Consider the following 23223-nt stretch of genomic DNA (forward strand, 5'->3'; position numbering starts at 1 on the left):
AGTCATGGACGGCCTGGCGTGGTCGCGCGTTCGCTTCCGGCCACGCGTCATCTTGGCGTTGTCATCGTCTTCAAAGTCTTCAACACCTCCTCCGCGGCCCGCCTTTCGATGGGGGCAGCTTCGGCCAGGTAAGGCTCGAGTATGAACAGAGTTTCCTTGTAGACCGAGTCCCATTTGCTCGTCGAAGGCACCCTGGCCTTGTGCTCGCTGAACTTGCCAATCAGGCTTGTCGCATTCGCGGCCAGCTTGCCGGCCGCCACCGTCTCGATCAGGCCCAGCTCGGTCAGGCCGACGACGCTCCAGAAGTCGGGCGCCTGCATCGCGGCCTTCTGCAGGGACTTGCGTACCTCGTTGACGCGCTCCCGGTCGAGCGTCAGTGGCGCTTTTTCCAGGAAGGCATGGCGCAGCTCGCAAGCGATGCGGTTCATCGCCGGATAGAACAGGTTGTCGCCGCCGCTCTTCAGGATGATCTCCTCGGCTTCCCGGTAGTGAACGATCGCCGCGGCCAGGGCCTCTCTGGCTTCAGCAGTGCGCTTTGCCCGCGATGCGGCCATCGAGAGCCGCTTCTGCGCGGAGCCGAGCAGACTCTGGCGCTCAGCGGTCGACTTCAGCGCGACGACTCGTTCGAGCCGCTCGATGCCCTCTGAGAAATCGACCGCGGCAAGATCTGGGTCGCTGGCGCCTTCGGCGCGCCGGGCCAGCAGGTTTCCAAGTTGCTCGGCGACCTTGAACGACGCGCTGCCGTCAGCGGCATCCACCGCAACGCGATACCACTCGATGGCCTTGTCGACCTCGCTCACGCTGGCATAGGCCAGGCCGAAGACCTCCGCGATCGCCCCCATGCCGCCCCACATGGCCGCAAAGCGCGATTCGAGATACCGCACCTTGTCGAGTTGCGACTGGCGCCTTGTGGTGTCGTATTCGCTGCCGATCGCCAGGTTCTCCAGCGCCAGCTGAAGCGATATCGGCGAAGCCACGGAAGCGAAGGGATCGCCGATTGACGAGGTGGGCTTCTGCCCGTCCGCGGCCTGACGGCGCCAGGCCCATTCAGGGTCGCCATAGCATTGGTACGCCGCCCAGGTATTGCCGCGCGGGTTCTCGCGCCACGCGGCGGTGCGCGCCTCTGATACCGCCTCGATGAAGCGGGCGCCCCCCAGGAGGGCCGCATAGAAGGTGGTGGCGAATTTCTCCGCGGGCCCGTCCTCGACGGCCCAGCCCGCGGCGATGACGCAGCGCACGCCGACGCGGATCAGTTCCTCGGCGATGTTCGCCGCGAACTTGGCCCGGTCGTAGGGCTCGAGCACGGTGGCCGCATCGCGCCCCGCCAGATGGCAGCAGTTGAGGAACACCAGTTCAGGCACGGTGCGCATCGAACGCACTTCGTCGGCACCGAGGTAGGTGTCCGTGCCGGACAACACGACGCCGCCCTTCTGGGAGCCGTGGCCCGCCACATGGACAATTCGGTAAGGGCGCTCGAAGAGGGCGTTGATGATCGCCTTCGCGTTGTCCTGTCCACTGAGCAGCGCACGCACCCGCTCGGAACCGAGACCGGTGACCGGGTCGGCGAGCCGGGCCGCCACGGCCTTGGCTTCGGCCCGGGCCCCGGGCAGGGGCGGGTAGAACTGCGGATCGCACTTCGGCTCGCCGATGACCAGGACGCTGTCCTCGACGCTCGCATCGGTCACAGCGCCGCGGAAGTCCTCGAGGCGCAGTTTGCGCAGCAACTTGCAACGGATCGACCAGGGCCGCTTGTCGCCGGACTGCGCGTCGGGATTGGTGTCGAGCAGTTCCCACGGGATTACCGCCGTGCCCGGATTGACTTCGATCACCATCTCGCCGGTGCCGGCAAGAAAGGGCTCCATCTCGACCGGGATCAGCAGGTTGAAGAGCGTGCGGCCAATCTGGGGATCCTGGTTGGCGTCGTTCGATGCTTTCTGTACCAGCTCACGCAGCAGCGAACTTTGCGCGTGTTGCGCGCGCACTTCGGTGCGCGCGCGCTTGGTGTCCAGCGTGTAGGCGATGCAGGGCGGCTCGCCCTTGGCCTGGCTGGCCAGCGCACTGATGAAGTCGTAGGCTGCGCCGCGATAGCTCGAGTCGAGCGAGCGCCTCAGCGCACCGGGTCCGATCTGCACCATGCCCACCAGCTTGAGGCGATTCGGTGCGGCGGCCTCCTGGAGTTGGAGCGCTCGCCAGGCGTCTCCCGCGCGTTCGAGGTACAACTCCACGAATCTCAAGTGGCCCAAGGATGGCCAGCGGCTGTCCTGCAGGCGCAGGTTGGCCTCGAGAGCCCCTTGGGCGATCTGTTGCGCCGCCATGCCCGCCGAGATGCCGGTGCCGCCGCTGCCCATCAACGTCACGGCCATCTCGAACTGCGTGGTTTCCGGGTCCTGCTCCGCAACGCGTTGCGCATAGGCCAGAACGGCCTGGCGCACGGTGCGGACCAGGTCGACGGCACGCAACTTTCCTTCCTCGCCCAGCCCGGCGACGACGGCCGCCTTGGGCCTCGCCATGTCGAACTCATCCGGGTCGTCGCGGGAGTTGCCGAAGATCTGATGCGATCCAGGCGGGTCCGGATAGAGCCCGGCATCCAGCGACCGGCTCATGGATTTGTTCACCAGTCCATCGACCACGGCCTCGGTGCCGGTGAGCTTGATGGACCGATAGTGGCCGAGCATGAGCGGTTCGCGCACGAACTTCAGGTCACCGTTGTAGACCGACACCTGCAGCGAACTGCCGGGGCGGGGCCCACGCGGCTCATGCTCCCCGTCCTTCCCCGCAAGGCCGAACAAGTCCGACGCGCTGGAAGGTGGCCGCGAGGATTGCAGTCCGCGCGACGGCCGGCTGCGCACAAGCGATGCGGCGGTGGACGCGGTGGCCGCCTGCGCCGAACCCCGGGTGGCCGGGTCGAGCATTTCGAGCAAGCGTGTTTCGCCCGTCGTCAACAGTTCGACGTAGGCGGGGAATGCGCTCGATACGTCCGGCAGTTTGCCGTGCACGGCATCCAGCTTCCAGGTCCGTACGCCAGGCAGCAGCGCGCTTGACAAGACCACACGCCCGTCACCGCCGTCGACGCTGTTCACGTAGGTGAGGCCCTCGGAGCCCAAGCTGACGCCAGCGGGGGTGAAGTCGGCGTGACCGACGACGAGCAGCATCTTCTGCGTGTCGGCTCCGAGCGCGGCGGCCTGTGCATCCAGCCGCCTGCGCAAGTCCACTGCCTGGTCGAGCACGGCCTGAGGCGGTGCGCCCCACTCGTAGACAGTCTGCTGCGGCCCCATGTTGTGCCAGACGGCCTGGTCCTTCAGGCGCGCCATGTCGTCGTCGGCCAGCTTCTGCCAGCTGGCGGCCTTGTCGAGCCCGAGCGCAGGATCGAGCAGCGCAGCCTGCAGCTGGATGAAGCCCGGCATGCCGGCCATCATCTTGCGCGCGCCGCCGTTGTCGAACAGCGAGCCGAAGGCGACCAGCGAGTTGCCAAAAGTGTCGTCACCCGACAGCGTCTGCATGGGCGACCAAGAACCGCCGTTGGGCGTGCCCAGCATCAGCAGGCGTGCGCCGTCACGCGCCATCATGCGCTGCCAGGTATCGGGACGTTCGAGCTGCATCGTGCGCGCGACCAGCCCACCCATCGAATGCGCGATCAGCCGTACCGGCTGGCGGCTCGAGGCGCGCGCGATCAGGGCGTGATCCACCGCGTCCGCCAGGCGGCGGGCCTCGTCTTCGATGGGCCGGCGCCAGTCGAAAGCAAACGGAATCACTTCGTGCGTGTCGGCCAGGCGATCGATCAGGTCCTCGTAAGTGCCCTCGATGGGCCCGTCGGGTTCCACCCTGGACGCGGTGGCCGGGTCCCAAGCCAGGCGCTTGAGTCCGTTCAGGAAGCGAAAGCCCAACCAGATGCGCTTGCCGTCCAGCTTCAGGTTGGATCCGAGGATGCCCGGCAGCACAAAGACGGCCGGCCGATCGACTGCCGGGACGCCGCCCTCGGCTCCGCGCGACCGGGCCACTGCCTTGGCAGCACGAACGCCGCTGGCGTCCTGGCCCGCCCACGACAGCGGGCCGATGGCCTCGAACTCGGTCGGCTGGTCGCGCATCAGCGCACTGGAGATGGCCGCTACCGTGCGGTCGTTGGCGAAATAGTTGAAGTGCGAGACCCTGGCACCCCGATCAAGCAGGAACGTCGCGCCTGCGCCGTTCGCGGTGACGCGACGCTGCCCGCCGCCATACATCGATCGCGTCTGGACGACAAGGTCGTTGTCGGTCCAATAAAAGGCGTCGGACAGCAGGGTCTTGGCCCAAGAGACGATCGAGTCGCCCTCGAGGTCTCCTGCAATCACGCGCAACTCGCCGGGAAGAGGCTCGCTGCCGGCATTGAGCCACGCGACGACCGGGCTGTCGGGCGTCATCGCCTCGAGGCCGGGCAGTTCGGTCGGGTCGGCCCGGCGGCGCGCGACTTCGGTCAGGAAGCCGAGCAGTTCCGGAGCAACCGGCACGCCGCTGAGTTCCAGCGCCCATTTGAGCACGGAGAGATACGCGTCGAGGCGGTTAGACGCCAGCAGCGTTCCCCGTGCCGGGCAGGCTGCGCGGACCACCCGTTCGACCTTCAGCCCCTTGCCTTGAACGGTCTTGACCAGCAGGTCGACGTCCTTCAGGTGCTGTGCGTGGCGCGGGTCGGCGAACAGCGCACGCTCGTCCTCGCCGAGCTTTCCGCCACACGCTCGCGCCAGCACTTCGGCGACCAGCCCGCCACGGGAGTGCGTGAGGAGATGAAGCCGGGCACCAGGCGGCAGGGCGTCGGCGAGCGTCAACGCATTGGCGATCGGGCTCGCGCCCATGGTCGGATGATCCAGCGCATACACCCGGTCACGATAGAAGCCGAACAGATCGCGCACCACTTGCGGGTGCAGGTCCCAGAGCTTGCCGAAACTGCTGATCGTGTCCACGAAAGTGCCGTGCACCAGGATCAGCAGCGGGCCTCCGTCGTCTGCCGCGGCGACGGCTCGCCTCTTCAGACCGCTATCCTTCAGGCGCTTCGGCAGCGCGTCGGCCGTCAGTTGGTAGAGGCCGGCGTCGACCGCGCCGTCCAGCTTCTTCGTGATCGCGGCGCTCGCGAGCGAGACGGCAGGATCTTTCGCCGGACTGAGCACCCTGAAACCGTTCAGCATCGCCTCGCCCAGCCAGCCTCGGGTCGCGCTTCGCGTGCTCGCCGCTTCCAAGCCTGGCCATCCGAGCTGACTGGACACCGTCACCTCGTCGCTTGTGGCCGCGTCGATCGCGCTGCGGGTGGCGCCGGGGGTCTGGGCGCGCAGCAGGTCTCGCGCGGCCTCGGGACTCAGCACGAGGGTGGGACCGTTCGCGATCGCTAACTCGACGACATCCTCGCCAGGCCGCACGGTCGTTCGATGCGTCTTCGCACCGTCGCGAGTGGCGCCGACTCGGACTGATGCTCTGACCTTTTCCTGAGTTGAAGGCGCGACCGTATCGGCCTGCCCGGGAATGACGAAAGTGATGTCCGGGCGGCGACTTGCCATGATTGCTCCTCGTGTTGTTATTTCGAGTGTGCAACCTCCATCCTCGGAGGTGATGCGCTTGGCCGACTCTCTTCTCGATTCCAAGGCTGGCGCTGCAGAAGGTGTTATCCCACATCACGTCGCGCGATGCATCCCTAAATTGGACTACGCCGAAAGTCCGACCTGGCGCGCAGGGATGACAGTGGGTACCAGGTTCGAAACCGACCGAGGCGTGCCGACCCTCAGTTGCCTGGATTCTTGGGCTGCATCCCATCCGTGAGGCGAAACGTCATCGATGGGGCATCGCGCTGCTGCGCATAGAGTTTCATCGGAGCTTGGCTGACATGCGAGGCCAACTCGCTTGCCGCCACGAGGGACTCCCTCGTGAGTCTGTCATAGAACGTCTCGACCCAACTCGCCATCGCCTTTGCGCTTACCATGTCGCGCGCCGCAATGACATTGGTCACTGGCAGAAGTTCCGTAGCGAGCACCAGCGAAGCGGAACCGCCAAGAACCACAAGACGCGTCCTTGACCTCTTCAGCAACGCGACCAAGACATCCACCGCTACGAGATCGACGTCTTCGGAGCTGCTTCTGCCGAGCGGGAGCTCCACGGGACTGAAGTACAGATCCCCGCCTCTTGGGCAAACAAAGGCGGCAATATGAATGATGTCGACCTGATCATCCAGCAGGATTCTCTTGAAGTCGGCGGAGTTGGAGACGACATTGTGGCGAATGTCCTTCGGAAACGCATCAAGGACTATCTGCAACTGGTTTGCGTAGCCGAGCTCTCTGAACTGCGAACTGGTCACGCACAGCACGTGCGGGTCCTTGATCAATTCTGGCTCCAGACTGCTCGACTCCTTGTCCTCAGACACGTCGCCAGGTTGCTCCTTTCTCATCAATTCGGAGAACTGATCTTCTTTCTTCCTGAATTCCTCCGCGTATCCCTCGTAGTCCACCACTGGAACCGACGACTTGAGGAGACTCGCAATGAGGATGTACAGCTTGCGTATCGTGTCCGGGTCAGTGATAACGCCACCCTCACTTTCGCTCAACGGGACCGGAAGCTGATTCGGAACCAGGCCGCTGTGACATAGCGGAATGATCGGGACCTCTCGGACTCCCGCTGCGCCCGCTTCGTAATTGATCCATGGACGACGAACGGAATAGTGGCTGCATATGATGAGGTGGAGGTCCGAGGCTTTGAGCGCTTCGATGACCTCCGAAAGCCAGCGGGTTCCGGCCGGAACACTTGTGGTGTCCGATGCAAGAAACACCTCGACCAATCCAATGAAATCTCGGCGCAAGCACTCCTTCAAGATGTCAGCGAATCGTGCTTCGACGCTCCGATAACTGAGGAATACGTTCAGTCTGGCGATGCCTCCATTCGGTGCGTTCATTGTTCAATCCTCAGTGCAGGAATGCGAACGGTACGCTGCACCGCTCGATTGCTTCAACGACGCGGCATTCCCCGGGTTCAGGCAAGGCGGAATTCATTCGCCCGATTCAACCATCCGCGCAGGAAGACGCCCTGGCTGGCGTCGCGGGCGACGATCTGCTCGAACAGCGCCACGCGTCGGTCCACCAGCAGATTGACCATGCGCGAATCAAATTCCGTCACCATCTTCTGAGCGCAGTCGATCGTCTCGGCGTCGATGCCGCCGTCGATCGAACAAGGGTGGCCATTGTCGGTCAGCAGTTGCTGCAGCAGCTTCACCGCCGTCCCCGGGCCGTGGTTGATACACATATCGAACATCAGCGGCTGGATCTGGGCCGGCAACAGGTCGATCTTGGGCCGCCTGAAGTAGGTCGCCGCGTAGATCTCCCGCGCTTCTTCGATCGACAGCGAGCGCACGTCGTCCACCGATACTGCGGCCCCGCGCCATGCCGCCAGCGTGCGCTGCGTCACGCCGAAGTTGGTCGCACCACCTCGGTCGTTGACGTGATTCACGAAGCCGCCTTCGCGGCGCAGGATCGCATCGATCATCTGCGCGACATCGAGCGCCGCCTGCTCGCCGCCTCGCGCGATCTCGCGAAGTGGCGGGACAATCGGCTCGGCGGCCGTCGGAAAGGTGGCCTGGTTCGTGGCCTGCATTCCAGGCAACGCGGTGGCGGGCTCTCCGCCGAGCAGCGCGTCGAGGCCGCGCGCCACGGGCAGCAGCGACCCCAGCGCGTTGTTGACGCGCTCAAGGAAATGCGATGCCGGGTCGGGCCGTATGCCGGCGACCACGGCCTGCAATTTGGCGACTGCATCGTCGAGGCGGCGTGACGCAAGCACAAAATCGCGCGTCGCCTCGGCCATCTCGGCTTGGTCAAGAGCCGCCATCGAGGCCTTAGTCTTGATCCATTCGGGACTATTGACCGCAACGAAGTTCAGCGAATGGTCGAGTTGCTGGATGGCATCGGTGTATTTGGACACAGCAGAATCTCCTGGGAGGGCGACTAGCGGGCCGGTACCACCGGCGCCTGGTTGCGATACACGGCGATGGCATCGCGCAAACTGAACGCGGCGCCGAAGAACTGTGCGGTCTCCACTTGCAGGGGCACCGGTGCGCTCAGGCTGGCTGACAACGCCTTCAGACTGGCATTGGTATGCCGCAGCGCCGCCACATAGCGCACGAGCAGTGCGTGGTACGCGTTCTGACGCAGAGCGACGTCGGCATACTTCTGTGCACTCTCACGGATCGACTGCGCGAAGAGGTCGGCTTCGCCCCATGTCGCGGCGTCGAGCGGAGGCTTGCCCGCGCCGAACTTGAAGGGGACCGGCATCTTCTCCCGTGTCTGGGTCTTGCGCCCGATTTCGTCGAGTTCGGCCTGCAGTCGCGCCGCATCGCCGACGATCGCGGCGTCCTTGGGCGGTCCGTGGCGCGCCAGGAAGGCCCCGAATCGCTCCGCCACCGAACGGATCGCATCGCGCTGCTTGCGCTGCGCCTGACTTGCTCGCACCACGCTGGCCCTGTACATGGCAGTGGCCTGGTTCTCCAACTCCTTTAGCAGGACGGCGACCGGCTCGCGCCCCTGTTCGACCGCCAGTTCCAGTTGCTTGCGATTGGTGGCGTCCTGAGCCATCTTGATGACACTGGCGCCGATGCCTGCGAATGGCGCAAAAGCCGGAACAGACGCTCCGAACAGCGAACCCAGGCTTTGCAATGCGCCTCCGAAGCCCGTGATCTGCGTGCGCACCTCGGCTTCGGAACGGCCCTCGGCCAGCGCAACCAGAGCCGCGTTATAGGCACGCAGCACCCCTAGCGCACGGCGCGAACTGGCGATGGACTTGGCGGGCTCGGTCGTTGGCGTCTCGTCGTCTCCAGGAAGCTTTAGCTCGTCGGGGAAGTCCTGCGTTGGCGTATCGGGCGCGGCGTTCGCGTCCGGCTTGCTCGTGTTCGCATAGTCGGTCAGTAGCTCGTCTGCACTCGTGCGCACCTGGTCCATTGCTTGAACGTAGGTATCGAGCGACTGCCGCTGCTGTGGCGTCACGCCACAGCCACAGAGAAGACCCAGCAGCACGGCGGTGAGTAGGCAGCGAATCATCGTGGCGTTCCTCAGAATTTCCCGGCGAATATCGCGCCGCCGCGCCGCCCGCACATCCCCACGAATGTTGATTCGCGCAGCCGCCATCGGCGGATGATCCACACCTGAGCTATGTATTGCCCGCGCGTCACGTGAGCGGAGACTGCGCTCCTTGGACGATTGACAAGCGCACTGCAGATTCACGATCATCCCGAAGCGCCTCGTCCGGGCGCGGCTGGAAACCAGGAGCACCCCATGAGTCTCGGCGACATGGCGCGTTACGACGTGGTTCACGTCATCTCTGACTTGCACATGGGTGGCAAGCAGGGCTTCCAGATCCTGCGCGAGACCACACGTCTCGGCAACTATGTCCGCCGTCTGGCAAGCCACTCGCCGGATGCCAATGTGGCGCTGGTGCTGAACGGCGATGTGTTCGACACGCTGGCCGAGGACACAGGCGGCTATGTTGCGATCGAGCAGGCCGCCACGACGGTGGGCCGCATCATGGACGACCCGTCGTTCAAGGAAATCTGGGATGCGCTCGCGGCGTTCGTCCAGACGAGCCGCCGCCATCTGATTGTGGTGATCGGCAACCACGACATCGAGATCGCGTTCCCGCCGGTCCAGCGACTCGTCATCGAGCGCCTCGCAGGCGACGACCCCGCCGCGCGCGGCCGCATCGAGTTCTCCATCATGGGCGCCGGCTACACCTGCATGGTCGGCAGCTCCCGGGTCTACTGCGTGCATGGCAACGAGGTCGACCCGTGGAACTACAACCGCTACGAAGATCTCGCGCGTGTCGCCCGCCGGCTGAATGCCGGCCAGACGTTCGACCCCACCGAGTGGCGGCCGAACGCCGGCACGAAGATGGTGAAGGAGGTGATGAACAACGTGAAGCGCCGCTATGCCTGGATCGATCTCCTCAAGCCTGAGACCAGCGCTGCGCTCGGCACGCTGATGGCGATCGATCCGAGCCAGGTGAAGAAGCTTGGCGAACTGGTGGGAATCATTGGCGAGAAGCGCACCGGCACTGCGGAATTTGCAGGGCGCCTCTCGGCCGAGGGCTTTGCCGAGCCGGCCGGTGTACCGCCCGCTGAAGCGCTCGAGAAGCTGCTGGGGGCCAACCTTCGCAATGCCAGCGCGGCACAGCCGGCCGCCACCGACATGCTGCTCGCGTCCGAGGCCAGCCTCGACGGATCCGCCCACGCGGCCTCGCCCGAAGGCACGCTTGGAACGGGCCAGTTGATCGTCGACCGTCTCACCGGCTGGCTCCGCAACATCGAGCCGGACGAGGCGCTGCGCCGTGCATTGCTCGATTGGCTGCGCGGAGACACCACCTTCGCCTTCGACAATCGCGACGAGACCTGTACCGAAGTCATGAAGAGCGTTGGTCCGGCGGTGGACATCGTGATCACCGGCCACACCCATCTCGCACGCGCCATCGACCTCGGCGGCGGCCGTCTTTATTTCAACAGTGGCACCTGGATCCGCCTGATGCAATTCACTGAAGCGATGCTGAAGGACAGCACGACCTTCAGGCCGATCTACGCGATGCTGAACGACGGCAAGATGGCAACGATCGACGCAGCCACCTTTGCCGGCCGGCCGCTCCTGCTCGACCGTACCAGCGAGATCGAGGTGGCCCTGGATGCCGATGAGGGCGTGAGCGGGCGGCTCAACTGGATACTCGGCGACGGCAAGGGTGCGCCGGCCACCGAAATCCAACTGCAGGGGCGCCGCTGATGCCCGACATCCGCGAAACCAAGCTCGAGCTGCTTCGCAACGGCCCGGAGCACAACCAACTGCTCTCACCACTGACCCCTTACATCGCCCTCTGCGGCGCCTGGGCGCCGCAGACGGTGACGATGCCTTTCGAGCACCGCGAGCTGATCACTCGCCTCGCGCGGCTGCGGTACAGCACCGGCGGCAACGAAGTCTCGGCTGAGCAAAGCGAGAGCGAACTGGTCTCGCTCGGCACCGCCGTGGGCCGCGTGCTCGGCGAGGTGCCGGGGCTGCAGGCGGCGTTGACCGACATTGGCCGCGACGGTGCGCACCTCGTGCATCTGCGCCTGGCACTTTCGGCGCTTGAACTCGGCATGGTGCCGTTCGAAGCGGCGATCGCGCCAGACAACCTGCCAGGATCGGGTGCCCCCCTGCTGCTGCGAACGCCGACGGTGATCACGCGGGAGATCCGCCGCAGTCAGCCGATCGGCGTGAACTGGAATCGCGACCACCGTATCCTCTTCGCGTTCGCCACACCGCCTGGCATGGCGCAGGTGCCAGCGCAGCAGCACCTCGATGCGTTGAGGCGCGCGATCGAGCCATTTGTGCCCATCATCAGGAACGATCCAGCCAGGCGAGTGCAAGAGGTGCAGAAGCAGCTCACCGTGCTGCCGGAGGCCAGCCTCAAGGCGATCGGCGACGCGTGTCGGGCAGGGGACTACACCCATGTCCACATCCTGGCGCACGGCGCACCGCTCGGGGAGGGCGCGAGCCGCCGCTATGGCGTGGCCCTGCGCGACGAGAGCCGTGCGAGCGGCTACAAGGTGGTCGACGGAGAAACGCTCGGCGTGGCGCTACGCGGCGCCGAATCCTCGTCTGCCGGCAGCAAGGCCCTGCCCACCTTCCTCTCGCTAGCCACATGCGATTCGGGCGCGGTGGATTCGGTAGTTGTCCCAGGCGGCAGCATCGCTCACGAGTTGCACCGAGTGGGCATCCCCTGGGTCGTCGCTTCGCAGTTCCCGTTGTGGATGAGTGCCTCGACGATCATGGTCGAATCGCTCTATAGCGGAATCCTCTCCGCAGACGATCCTCGCGTCGTGCTTTACCAGTTGCGCCAGCGCCTGCGCGTCGAGGTGCCGGAGACGCACGACTGGGCCAGCATCGTCGCCTACGCGATCTCCCCTTGGGATTTCGACAGGCAAATCGAACAGTTCTTCGATCGGCAGGTGCGTCGAAGGCTCAACGTGAAGTTCGCCCGCATCGACGAGCTGGCGAAGCTGCGCAGGGCATCCGCAGCTGCAAACACTACCGGTCTGCTGCCGGAGGAAGCCGAGTTCTCCGCATTGAAGGACGCCATCCGCAAGGAACACGCCGCATGGCTCGCGAGACCCAGCGTCAATCGCACGCCGACCTCGCGCGCTGAGGCGCTTGGCATGAGTGCCGCGAGCGAGAAGCGCATCGCGATCGCCTACGCAATGAAGGCGCAGGCAGCAGATGAGGCCGGCGATCCAAAGGGTGCCAAGGACGCTCTCAAAGAATGTGACGCAGCCTATCTCGCATCGCGCCAGGGCTACCGACAAGCCGTGGAACTCGATCCGACCAACCATTGGGCGATCACGCAGTTCGTCTCGATCGCTGCAACGCCGCGGCTGATGGGCGACGACACGGTTACGACGCAAGTGGCGGCCAAGTACGCTCCTTGGTGGAATGCGTCGCGGCAAATCGCGCGTTGGCAGCTTCGCGCGGCGACCGGGCTGCCCCGGGCATGGGCATTGGGGACGCTGGCGGAGCTGGAGTTGCTGGGAAGCGTCTACGAAGCTACTGCCCACGACCCCAATTCGGCCAGCGCGCGGATCACTGACGCGTGCCGCGAGATCGTGCAATTGACCGGAGGGAACTCGTTCGCGGTCAGTTCGACTCGGCGGCAGTTCGAACGATATCTGAAGGATTGGAAGCACGAGCGTTGGCGCAAACAGGCAGAGGCCGCGCTGCGGGCATTCGACAACGATGATTGAGAAAACCGCGCTTGCCACCTCGGCTCGCGCGGTTCGTTCAGTCACCCTGATCTACGGAGCTGCATGCCACGCCCCTTGGCGCGGCCCTTGTGCGCCTTTGTCCCCAGCATTGAGGCCGTCAACGAAACGTCTTGCGACAAGGACGTCAGCACAACTGGGGATGCGCTGTCGTGAAAGCGAAGCGCAAACTCCGCGAGGCAAGCACAGGAGGCGTCAAATGAGGTTCTCGGAACGCAAGCGCAAATGCTTCGTGGTGATGCCGTTCGGAGAAAAGAAGGATCCCGATGGCAATGAGATCGACTTCGATGACATCTACCGCCACTTCTTCAAGAAGGCCATCGAAGACTTGGGCGTCGAGTGCATCCGGTGCGATGAAATCGAAGAGGCGGGTTCGATCCACGAGAAGATGTTCGAGCACATCTATCAGGACGACATCGTCGTGGTTGACATCACCACGTCCAACGCCAACGTCTACTACGAGCTTGGCATTCGGCACGCGCTGGCCAAGGGAGTGACGGTGCTGATCCGTCGCAAGGGAACGGTGATTCCTTTCAACATTCAGGGAATGCAAGTCATCGAATACGACCAGGGCAAGTTCGCGAGCGTCGAGCAAGCCAAGGGCCGCATTCGCGACATCATACGCAACGGACTGAGGCAGCGACGCAACGACAGTCCCGTTCACTCGGTTCTCGATCTCAACATCGAACCTGAGGGAAGCCCCATAGACAGGACGGAGAGATTCGAATGGTCCCTCAAGGAAAACGAGGACGTCCGCGTGGGACTGATCACCGGGGATATCCAAAACGTCACGGACATTGATGTCTGGGTAAATCCCGAGAACACCAGCATGCAAATGGCCCGGCCGTTCGAAAACTCGATCTCCGGCATCATCCGCTACCTCGGAGCCGAGAAGGATCCGGACAACGGGCAGATCAAGACCGACACGATTGCCAAGGCCCTGGAAGACAAGATGAATGGCCGGACCACTGTGGACCCTGCCACGGTTCTCGCCACCACCTCGGGCGCCATGCAGGGCACTCACAAGGTCAAGCGCATCTTTCACATGGCGGCGAACTACGGACAGGTCGGCCAAGGCTACATTCCGATCGATCAGGTCTCTCGATGCATCGTGAATGCGCTCAAGACCTCGATGGAGGAGGATGGCGAGCCAGGCAAGGGGGCATCGATCCTGTTCCCATTGATGGCAACGCGCTCTCGGAGAGGCGCCGTGCTGGAAGACCGGGTCAAGCCTTTGCTGAACGCAGCCATCGAGTATTTGGCGAGAAACCCGGGCGGCACGTTTCGCAGGGCCTACTTCCTTACCTACACCGACAAGGAACTCGGGGTTTGCCAGGAGTTCCTGGAAGCCGATGAACGCGTGACGGCTTACCAAGGGCTTCAATCTCAGGTCTTGGAACTTGCGGCCGAAAGCCCGGTGTCACGCAGGCCAGCCTCCAAGAAGACCCCACCCCAGTGATCGTATGTCCTGTTCCAGGGCGGCCCGAGACGGAGGGCGCCGACAAGCGTCGCGCCTACCGAGTGCGTGAGATCAGGGCAGCGTCCTCTCGAATAGCCACGCGGGCCGGCGTCCGTTGTTGTACAGCGTGGTATTGACGATCAGGCCGGGCGCGTCTGCGGCGTCCAGGGACTACTAGCTGGCGTTCTGAGACGCAAGCGCCACCGTCGCGTAAGTCGGCCCTCGACCGCTACTGCGATGGAGCCTTAGCGCTTGCGCACCGCCAGCGATTGCGGATCCACCAGATACCGTGGCCCATCCGCATATGGCCAACGCTGAACCTTGGTGCTGACCTCGAGCCCACCCACGCCTGCCTCGATGCCGGTCACCTCTTCCGAGATACCTGGCACCGGCCGCACGTCCAAGCCGTCGACTACATACAAGCCGGGCTGCCCCGCGAGCCAGACTCGGCCGGCGGCCAAAACGACATCCGCCACCGCAACCCCCGAGTGCGGCAATGGCTGCGCTAGATAGCCGTCCACCCGGTACGCCGGACCGCCCAATTGCAGGGAATCCCCGGACGAGCTTTGGCTAAGCATCCAGATCCGGCCGTCGACCACCTTGACCGAGCGGATGCGCGCAAACGGCTCGGTCACACGATACAACCGCCCGTGATCGATCACGTAGCCGCCCTGCCGCCCCGTGGTTACCCAGAGCCGGCTATCAATCGGATAGAGTCCCCGCACGTCCCAAGTCGGCCGCGAAATGCGCATGAGCGCGCTGCCCTTGAGCGCATACAGGCCGCGGCTCGTCCCGAGGTAGACAATGCCTTCGTGCGGCGCCAATGCGCTCACCCAAACGTCCCGCGCCGGATAGTAGGTGGCCGCGCCGCCGTCGACGCGCAGTACCGGCCCCGCAAGCGCATTCGACATGAATGAAGTTGCGCTCTTTAGCCAGATCAACTCGCCTTGTGATTCCACCGTTTGCGTGTCGGTCGAAGATACGGCGTACGCTAGTCCGCGAGCCTGATCGAGCAGGTAGGTGGCGTGCCCAGCGAGAACGTCCCCCGACGTCTTGACAACCGCCCACTCATGTCCAGCACCCCTGAGCCTTCGCGCGGTCGCGAGCACCGGGTCGTCGATCGGCAGGGTCGGCAGCGCGTCGACGCGCTGCGGGTGTAGTGACTCTGGCTCACCTGGCACTGCCCGAGCCAACGCCCAGTCGATGCCTTCGGTTTCGCGGATAGTCGACAGGACGTTGCCGCTCGAGCGTTCGACGACGTACATTGAGCCGTTCTCGCCTGCTGCGAGAAGCCGGGTGCCGTCGTCCGAGAAGCTAATGTCGTCGATTGCCGTTTCGGCGATCTTGGTGTCGGCGCGCTTCACCGGCGCCGCGCCGCCGACATCGTATCGGTGCAGTATGCCGTCCCGGCCGGTGACGACCAGCTGCTCTTGATCGACCGGGTCGAAAGCGGCGAAGAGTGCGTCTTGCTTCGTCAAGTCCTGAAGCTGTGCCTTGTCACCGACCGGCGCGCGCACCAAAGCCGCACGTCCGGACTCGAACACCACCGCCGCGCGCTGACGGTCCGCAGACAATACAGCCCTCACCGCGGCATCGGCGTGGAACTCGCGCTGCAGCTGGATCTTTTCCACCCTCGGCGATGGCACCGTGACATCGACCAGCCACAGCCCGCCCTTCGTTTCGGCGACGATCGCGTAGCGCTCACCCAGCAAGCCTCGCACCAGATGCACCGGCGACTTAGTGCAGCAGCTCATAGCGATCCGTTGCACGCAGCGGCCGGCGAGGTCATAGACGTTCACGTCGTAATGTCGGCTGACGAAGATGCGCTCGCTCGCAACGTCGAAGGCGGCGTCCTCGACCCGCCGCGTGTCCGACGCACAGGACTCGAGTTTCACGCTCCGCAGCGACTCGTTATTCACGAGATAGACGTCTCCTGGGGGATTGGCGCCGCTGTCGCCGCGTTCAGTCACGACGAGCTGGTGGCGGCCGTCCAGGCTCGCCGTCGCGTAGACGTCGCCCTGCTTCCAGCGGCCGGCCAGGTAGGCCGAACCGCTGCCCGTCATTTGGGCCGTCTCGCGCCGATTGTGCTGATGCAGCAGAGCGACCTTGTAGGCCGCCTTGAGTGCAGCGCGCGCCGTCTGCTCGTCGCGCAGCAGTTCGCTGGCACGGTGAGCATGCAGGAGCGCCGCCGATGGTTTACGGTAGAGCAGCTCGTAGGCCAGCGCGATCTGCTTCAGCCCTTCCTCGCGGCGCGCCACAGTCAGTTGGTATATCGCAAACAATACGAGGACCGCTGCCGCAGACAGCACGCCGACGCCAACAAGGCGGCGGTTCTGCCGCCGACGTCGTTGCTCGCGGAACCACACCGGCTGCACTTCGCCGGCCGAATGCCCGTTGAGGTCCGCCGCGAGCCGAACCTTCTCGTCCTCAAAATGTTTGACCTTGCGGAAGGAGCGCGCGGCCTTCGCATCGAACCCCCGCAGGTCGTACCAAGGCTTGCGGTGCAGCCCTGCCTCCATCGCAGCGGCAGGAAAGATGTCGGCCGGCTCGGCGCCGGGATCGACGCCCTCGGAAACGGCCAATAGAACCTGCCCAGGGCCGCGTTGCTCGAGAAACCAACGAGTTTCGAGATCGACCCAGCGCGACTCGCGGGCGCGGCGCGAGCAGACTACTAGCAACTGCTCGGACTGCGCGAGGTAGCCGCGGATCAGACTTGTTACCGCGTCGTCGTCGCCGGCCGCTTGGCGGCGCAGTTGTGCCAGGCTGAAGTCGCTGCCGTCGCGGCACACCCGCAGCGCGCGCAACGGCAGTCGCTCGGGCGTTGGCAGGCGGTGGAACCCTTCGAGGAAGCGCTCGAGATCGCGCGTCAGTTCCGCGTCCGGATCGGTCGAATAGCTGATGAAAAGGTCGTATCGACGCCCATTCGGTTCCATCACGAAAACTGCCCCTCGACGTAGATCTTCGACAAGAGAAATGACCTCCAGAATTGTCGATTCCGAATGGCCTGCGGCTGCGCTCCAACTGCGAGGTTCGATTGCCCCGACTACGACCACATTGGCACGGATGGGCCTGTTCCCGAAGGATCATTGCCTTCGGCAATCTGCTCAGACAGCGCGCTGGAACCGGCAGGTGTGGCCATCTCATGGATGAAGCCAACGAAGTGGAAGATGCTGCCGAATGCACCCAGGCTCAAGTTGTGTCCGGCTTCGTGGTCAAGGTGCCAGCCCGTCGAACTGCTGTCCACGTAGGCGAAGGCGCCCATGTTGTAGGCGGTGTCAATAGTATTGAGATTGGACACCCATCCGCCCCGTGTGGCGAGCATGCCTGTGGACCAGTCCATACGGAAGCCCGTGATACGGAAGAACTGAATCCCACCACCCCACAAGTTGGGAATCGTCCAGAAGATCAGGTGACCAAGCCCGTTGAGCACCCACATGGCCGCTCCCAGTCCAAGAACCAGCCATGACATCGGCATCAGCCAGTTCGACCACCCTAAGATGCCTTGGTAGACCTCGTTGTTCGCCACGCTGTCGATCGACGCCATGAAGACGACCACGCCGACGAAGAGACCGACGACGCCGAAGCCCATCATTGTCAAGAAGGCAGCGTTCATCCCGGCGTTCAGCCCGATCATGAAGCCGCGGAAGAATTCGCCGAGCGCGCTGCCCTGGTTGCTGTGCGCGACCACGTAGCTCACCGTGACCAAGCCGATCACGCCGATCACGGCGAGGATGCCAAACCCGATTCCGGTCGCGAAGGCTGCCACCACCGCGACTGCAATCACGACGCCGACGATCACACCGACGATAGCGCCGACCACGCTCCAGAATGACAAGCCTTCCGGGTCGACATGGTTGATCGGGTTGTTACCCGCATAGGCATACAGGTGCAGTGGGGCCGGGTCTCCGTCGCTTTTCTCAGGCTGCAGCAGGTACAACGCGTCAGGCGTGAGGAAGCGCCCGGCCTGCGGCGAATACCAGCGGTGGCCCATGTAGATGAGGCCAGTCTCGTCATCCACGTCGTGGAGCGCAAAGATGCGCAAAAGCGGCGCTGCTGCTACGTGGCGCCGCTCGGTGCCGAAGGGCAGATAGGCGGTCTGAACGATACGCGTCCCCGCCTCGTCACTGAAGAGGTTGGCGCTACCCAGCGGATCGACGTGGATCCAGCGTGTAGCCGCCCCCTGACGCAGCGCCACGCGGCGGCGGTCGAAGATTGCGAAATTGGTATGCAATCCGCCGCGGATCTCGGTCATCCGACCTAAGTGAATACTCTCGGTGGTGGAGCCCTGCCGCGTGACCCTGCGTCGCACGCGGTTTCCGCGATAGTCGTAGTCGTAGTCGATCACCGTGCCGTCATCGAGCGTCACGCGCGTCAGGTGGTTCTTGAAATCGAACTCGCAATGCCGACCCGGCATCTGAACGATGTTGCCGTTGGCGTCGTAGTTGATGGCGGCGGCAGCTCCGTTGGCAAGGTTGATCGTGCTCAGGCGGTCTGGCCGAATCGGATCGTTGTAGCGGAGCAGCCAACCCGATTCGCCGTGGCTCGAGAGCCGTCCCCGACCGAGATAGCTGTACAGATGATCGAACGTACCGCCTGGATCGGTACCGCTGACGCGGGTGAGTTGCTGCAGCGCGTCGTATTCGTAGTGCAGCTGCCGCGTCTGGCTGGGTGCGGCGTCGTCGAGCGAGAGCAGTTGCATCATCGCGTCGTAGCCGTAGGTCGCGTCCTCCAGCACCATGCCGCCCGGGCCGACCGTGCGCTGGCGCTCCACGTGGCCAACACCCGGGGCATAGACGATCTCGGTATGGACGCCGTTGGCGAAATCGATCCGGGTGGGCAGGTTCCGTGCGCTGTAAGTCACGGCATCGACGATCCCATCAATGCGCCGCACCTGGCCACTGTCGTCATGATGGCGCGTGATGCGCGTCCCGTCAGCGTAGGTCAAGGCTAGCTGGTGCCCCAGGTCGTCGCGCTCATAGCGCAGCGTGAACGGCTGACCGGCAACCTCGATCAGGTGCTCGACGAGGAATCCGCGCAAGCTGTAGGCGAAACGCTGACGGCCGTTGGCGTAGCGCGCCTCAATGAGCCGTCCGTCCGCACCGGGCGTGATGTCGTCGTAGACGAAAGACTCGACGACGGCGGCGTTGTGCCGCACTTCGGTGATTCGACCCTCTCCGTCCCGGTCCACCTCGACTTCGTGGCCAGCGGCATCGCGGGTGCGCACGATTTCGCCTTGGCTGTTGAACCACTGCTCGCGCCGTCCGGTATCGCGATGATCGACGCTCAGCCGTTGCCCGCGGCAGTCGTAGGTGTAGCGTGCGATCTCGCCGCCGAAGGCGTCGCGTATCGCCAGCAGTTCGCCGAACAGCCCAACCTCGTAGCGCAGTGTCTCCGGCCCGGCAGGGGTGTTCTCGGTGACCATCGTGCGATGGTTCCAGACATCAACCTCCTCCACGCGCGGAGTGTCCGCCTGCGGATGTGTCGGGTCTAGATCGTGCGCATCGGCCAAGTGGATCTCGAACGGTGTGTAGCGCCCTTGGCAGCGAGCGCCGTTGTAATTGATACTGGCCACTGGCCGGCCCTCGCCGTCGAAGAACGTGCGGCGAACTGGGCCAGAAAGATCGGGAACCGCGAAATCCAGAGAAGCGGTCATGGTCGGCTCGAACTCAGCCTGGGTCTGGCGCCAGGGGTTGTGCACAAGCCAGGCGCTGACCTGCACGTCGCCGGGAGCGCGTTGCACCCGGCGTTGCACCTCTTGCGCCGTTCCGTCGTAGTACGCCACCGATACGGCACGGCGCGCCGCATCTATGCGGTAACTGGTGCGCACAGCATTCGGGACGCTGGTATCGTCGTAGGCGAGGGTGCGCGTCGCGTTCACTTCGGTATCGTCGGCCTGCATGAAGTGAGTGAGGCGGCCGAAGGCGTCATAGACCATCCGTACCTGCGCGCCGCCTGGAGACCGGAGTTCGAGAGGCTTGCCTGTTACGGGGTCGGGTACGCGCGGGCTCGACAGGCTGTTGGCGATTTCCTCCACCACGTGCAGACCATCGGCGTCGTAGCGCTTCTCGGTGCGGCGGCCGGTGCCCGTGGTCTCGCTCGCCACGTTCCCCTGCGCCGTGTAGGTCAGCCGCTTGTCGATCGCGAAGACGGCCGGCGCACCGTCTGCGTCCGGCTGCAGTGCATGGCCCAGCGACGCTGCGTCCATTGCGCCGTAGTGCGCTGAGTAGGAGGGGAGGTCCAGCACAAGGTGCTCTTCGCGCACCATGCGCCCAAGCGTCAACTCGCCCAGCGGTAGGCCCGCGTCGGCGATCCCATCGTAGTGGCGGCGCAGTTCGAGCAGCAGGGAGCCGGCGGCGTCGCGCTTGACGGTGCGCGCCATCTTGAATACGCGCCGGGCAGGGTCGTGCGCGTATTCGACGCGCGTATCGACCTGCTTCTCCGGCACCGCTGCGCCACCACGAATGCCATAACCGCGGGCAACCTCGCGGACGAGGTTGCCCGCCGAGTCGTAGGCGAAGCGACGCTCCTCTACTCGTTCGTCGTTGCCGCGTTCGATGTGACGCTTGCGGGTGCGCTCTGCATAGACGAAGACACGCGGCTCGCCGTCGGGCAGCACCTCGAGTTCGCTCAGTCCGTACTCGCTTTCTTCCACGCGCCAGGGCCGCTCGGCGTCGGGCGTGCCGTCCTCGCTGAAGACCTCGACGCGTGCGAGCAGGCGGTCGAGATGGGCGTGGGCGCGCGTATGTCCTGGCGCTTGGGCCTGGTCGGCAAGGAAGGTGTGGCGCGTGAGTACAGATGCCCGGCTCTCGTCGCCGAGTTCCTTCTTCTCGACAACGCGGAATCCCTGGAAGCGGCGCTGCCGCGTGTCGTAGCGGCCTTCGTGGTACCGGTAATGCAATTCAGTCGTACGGCCCCGCACGCGGTCGACTTCCAGCGTGCGCTCCACCACCCACAATGGAAAGGGCAGGGCGTTTGGCCAGGGATGTCCCGCGTCAAGGTCGCGAAGTGCCATCTCGACGGCGCTGCTGTAGTGAATCTCGCTGACTAGCCCGTTGCCGTTGTCCACCTCGCGCAGGCCGTAGGCAGGCGCGCCGCGGGACCAGCCGACATGCACATAGGTCGTGCGGCCCTGACGAAGACTGTTGTAGAGCAGCCCGGCACTACCGTTCCCGAAGAAGTCGACGGTGCGCACGGTCCCGGCCAGGGCCGGCGGCAGAACATTGACGACCACCGGCGCGGCAAAGCCTTGGCCGGATCTGTTGAGATAGAGCTCGAGCCGGTCAGGCAAGAGGCGCACGATGTCGCTGCAGCCATCGCCGTCGATGTCGGCGAGCAGGATCTGTTCGGCCCGGCCGGTGCGGCTGGCCAGCCGGGGGCTGCCCGCCATCAAGACCGGTTCGCCGAAACGGCCGAGGCCTAGATTGAGGCGGTAGCTCACTTGGCCCGAGCGAACCTGCACCAGATCAGGCAGGCCGTCGCCTGTCATGTCGGCCAGAAAGGTCAGCGGGTCGGCGAGGTCTACATCGGCGACGTGGTCGCTGGCCACCGGCAGCTCCCAGCCTTCGCGCCCGCGGTTGCGGTAGCTGACGAGACCGCGCCTCGTTGACAGCATGGCGTCGATCACGCCATCGCCGTCGAGGTCTGCCAAGCGTGCGCGCCCACTCTCGAACGGCGGCCGCTGGGGCGCGGCGCGCGGATAGGCGATGAAGGCGCCGAAACCCGCGCCGCCGTCGTTCGGATAGTAGCCCTGCAGCGGCGCCTGCCCGACGCCAACCAACATGTCGGCTGTGCCGTTGCCGTCGATATCGATGAACTGTATGCCGTCGCTGGCAAACGACGATGCCTGAGGCACCGTTTGCGTCAGCGGCCGAGCCGAGGCCCAGCTTCCGCGGCCGTCGTTCGGCCAGTAGTAGAGCCGGCCGTTGTGATTCTCCACCACGCCAGGAAGCGGCAGACTACCGAGCGCAAGCAGTGCAGTATCGGGGTCGTTGAGAGCGCGCGGTGGCGCGTGACCGGCGGCGGAGTCGATGAAGCGGATCTGCACCGCGCCGGCATCAAAAGTTTCGTAGGAGAGCACGAGCGGGTTTTTCACAACCGCCGGCAGGCCGTTGGAAAAACCGGCCAGCTGCAACGCGCTGAGCAGCGAGACGCCGGTACCGGGTGAGGCCGTGTAGGTGAGGGTGAGGCGCCGGACCTCTCGGTCGTCGCCGGCCAGATGCAGCGCAACGCTGCGGCAACGCCGGGCGATCAAGCGCTCGAACCCTGCGCGGCCGTTACGCAGAACGTCAGGGCGCTCCTCGTAGGCCAGGCGCACGACGAATCGGGCGTAGCGGATCTCGGCCAGGTAGGGATAGCCGGCGTGTCGTTCGTAGACATAGTCGACCGCATTGCCATGCGCGTCTTCCTGCCGCTCGAGAAACCAGCTCTGCACGCGCTCGGGGTGATCGGGGTCGGCCACGCGGGCGTTCGCGCTGGCGCCGAGAACAAAACGCGACCCGTCGCGTTCATGCACCACCCAATGCCCGCTGTCGAATTCGTAGAATGAAAACGCAGTCTCGCGCAACGCGCGGTACACGCCATCAGCGCCGCGGCGCAGTTCGGCGCCGCTGTCGAGATAGGTTTCGACGCTGCCGCCATTCGGAACGCCCAGGTCAAGCCGGCGGTCGATCTGGCGCAGTGGCAGGCGCCAACCCAGACCAAACGGTCCGTTCGCCTGACCATGGGCATATTCGAGCTTGACGCGAGGCTTGAGCCCGGCCACCCCGTCGGGCACTTCGAACGGCACGCTGAAGTTGCCTTGCCCACTGTTCAAATCCAGCGAAAAGGCCTCACCCATGCCGGCGACGTTGCCCGACCCCGAGGGCGGCGAGACTGCGGTCTGCGCTGTGGCTGACTTTGTCAAGATCGATTCTCCGCAAGATGAATCAGCCGAGTCGCGATGCCCGCATGCGTGCGTATTGAAGAGCACTGCACCGACCATGTTTCGCGGCACGCG

Annotated in this window: 9 protein-coding genes; 3 read left to right on the forward strand and 6 right to left on the reverse strand. The window is 64.7% G+C overall.

Going from position 1 to position 23223, the window contains the following annotated elements; genetic code table 11:
* Positions 1-47: 47 nt before the first annotated feature.
* The 4 genes from QTI24_RS24650 to QTI24_RS24665 form a co-directional block, all read right to left on the reverse strand.
* Entirely contained in the window at positions 48-5522 is a 5475-nt protein-coding gene (locus QTI24_RS24650; RefSeq protein ID WP_286603996.1) for a CHAT domain-containing protein, read from the reverse strand.
* Between the two features lie 221 nt (positions 5523-5743).
* Positions 5744-6904: a toll/interleukin-1 receptor domain-containing protein gene (locus QTI24_RS24655; RefSeq protein ID WP_286603997.1), complete on the reverse strand. Its 1161-nt coding sequence runs from the start codon at positions 6902-6904 to the stop codon at positions 5744-5746.
* Positions 6905-6981: 77 nt separating this feature from the next.
* Entirely contained in the window at positions 6982-7923 is a 942-nt protein-coding gene (locus QTI24_RS24660; protein WP_286603998.1) for a glycoside hydrolase family 108 protein, read from the reverse strand.
* A gap of 23 nt (positions 7924-7946) precedes the next feature.
* Complete coding sequence (locus QTI24_RS24665; protein ID WP_286603999.1) at positions 7947-9035, reverse strand: hypothetical protein; 1089 nt, start codon at positions 9033-9035, stop codon at positions 7947-7949.
* A 234-nt stretch (positions 9036-9269) separates the two neighbouring features.
* Here QTI24_RS24665 and QTI24_RS24670 point away from each other — a divergent pair, with 234 nt between their 5' ends.
* The 3 genes from QTI24_RS24670 (at position 9270) to QTI24_RS24680 (ending at position 14228) form a co-directional block, all read left to right on the forward strand.
* A complete protein-coding gene (locus QTI24_RS24670; protein ID WP_286604000.1) occupies positions 9270-10757 on the forward strand; it encodes a metallophosphoesterase in 1488 nt (495 codons plus the stop codon).
* Positions 10757-12751: a CHAT domain-containing protein gene (locus QTI24_RS24675; protein WP_286604001.1), complete on the forward strand. Its 1995-nt coding sequence runs from the start codon at positions 10757-10759 to the stop codon at positions 12749-12751. The genes QTI24_RS24670 and QTI24_RS24675 overlap by 1 nt, the downstream gene beginning before the upstream one ends.
* A gap of 217 nt (positions 12752-12968) precedes the next feature.
* The gene (locus tag QTI24_RS24680) at positions 12969-14228 is read left to right on the forward strand and encodes a macro domain-containing protein (RefSeq protein ID WP_286604002.1); all 1260 of its coding nucleotides are present in this window, start codon (positions 12969-12971) and stop codon (positions 14226-14228) included.
* A 245-nt stretch (positions 14229-14473) separates the two neighbouring features.
* Here the strand turns inward: QTI24_RS24680 and QTI24_RS24685 are convergent, their stop codons facing one another.
* Together QTI24_RS24685 and QTI24_RS24690 are read right to left on the reverse strand one after the other, a co-directional pair.
* The gene (locus tag QTI24_RS24685; protein ID WP_286604032.1) at positions 14474-17161 is read right to left on the reverse strand and encodes a TIR domain-containing protein; all 2688 of its coding nucleotides are present in this window, start codon (positions 17159-17161) and stop codon (positions 14474-14476) included.
* 110 nt (positions 17162-17271) lie between these two features.
* A complete protein-coding gene (locus QTI24_RS24690) occupies positions 17272-23130 on the reverse strand; it encodes a toxin TcdB middle/N-terminal domain-containing protein (protein ID WP_286604004.1) in 5859 nt (1952 codons plus the stop codon).
* Between the last annotated feature and the right edge of the window lie 93 nt (positions 23131-23223).

Source organism: Variovorax sp. J22P240, from assembly GCF_030316855.1.
GTDB lineage: Bacteria > Pseudomonadota > Gammaproteobacteria > Burkholderiales > Burkholderiaceae_C > Variovorax.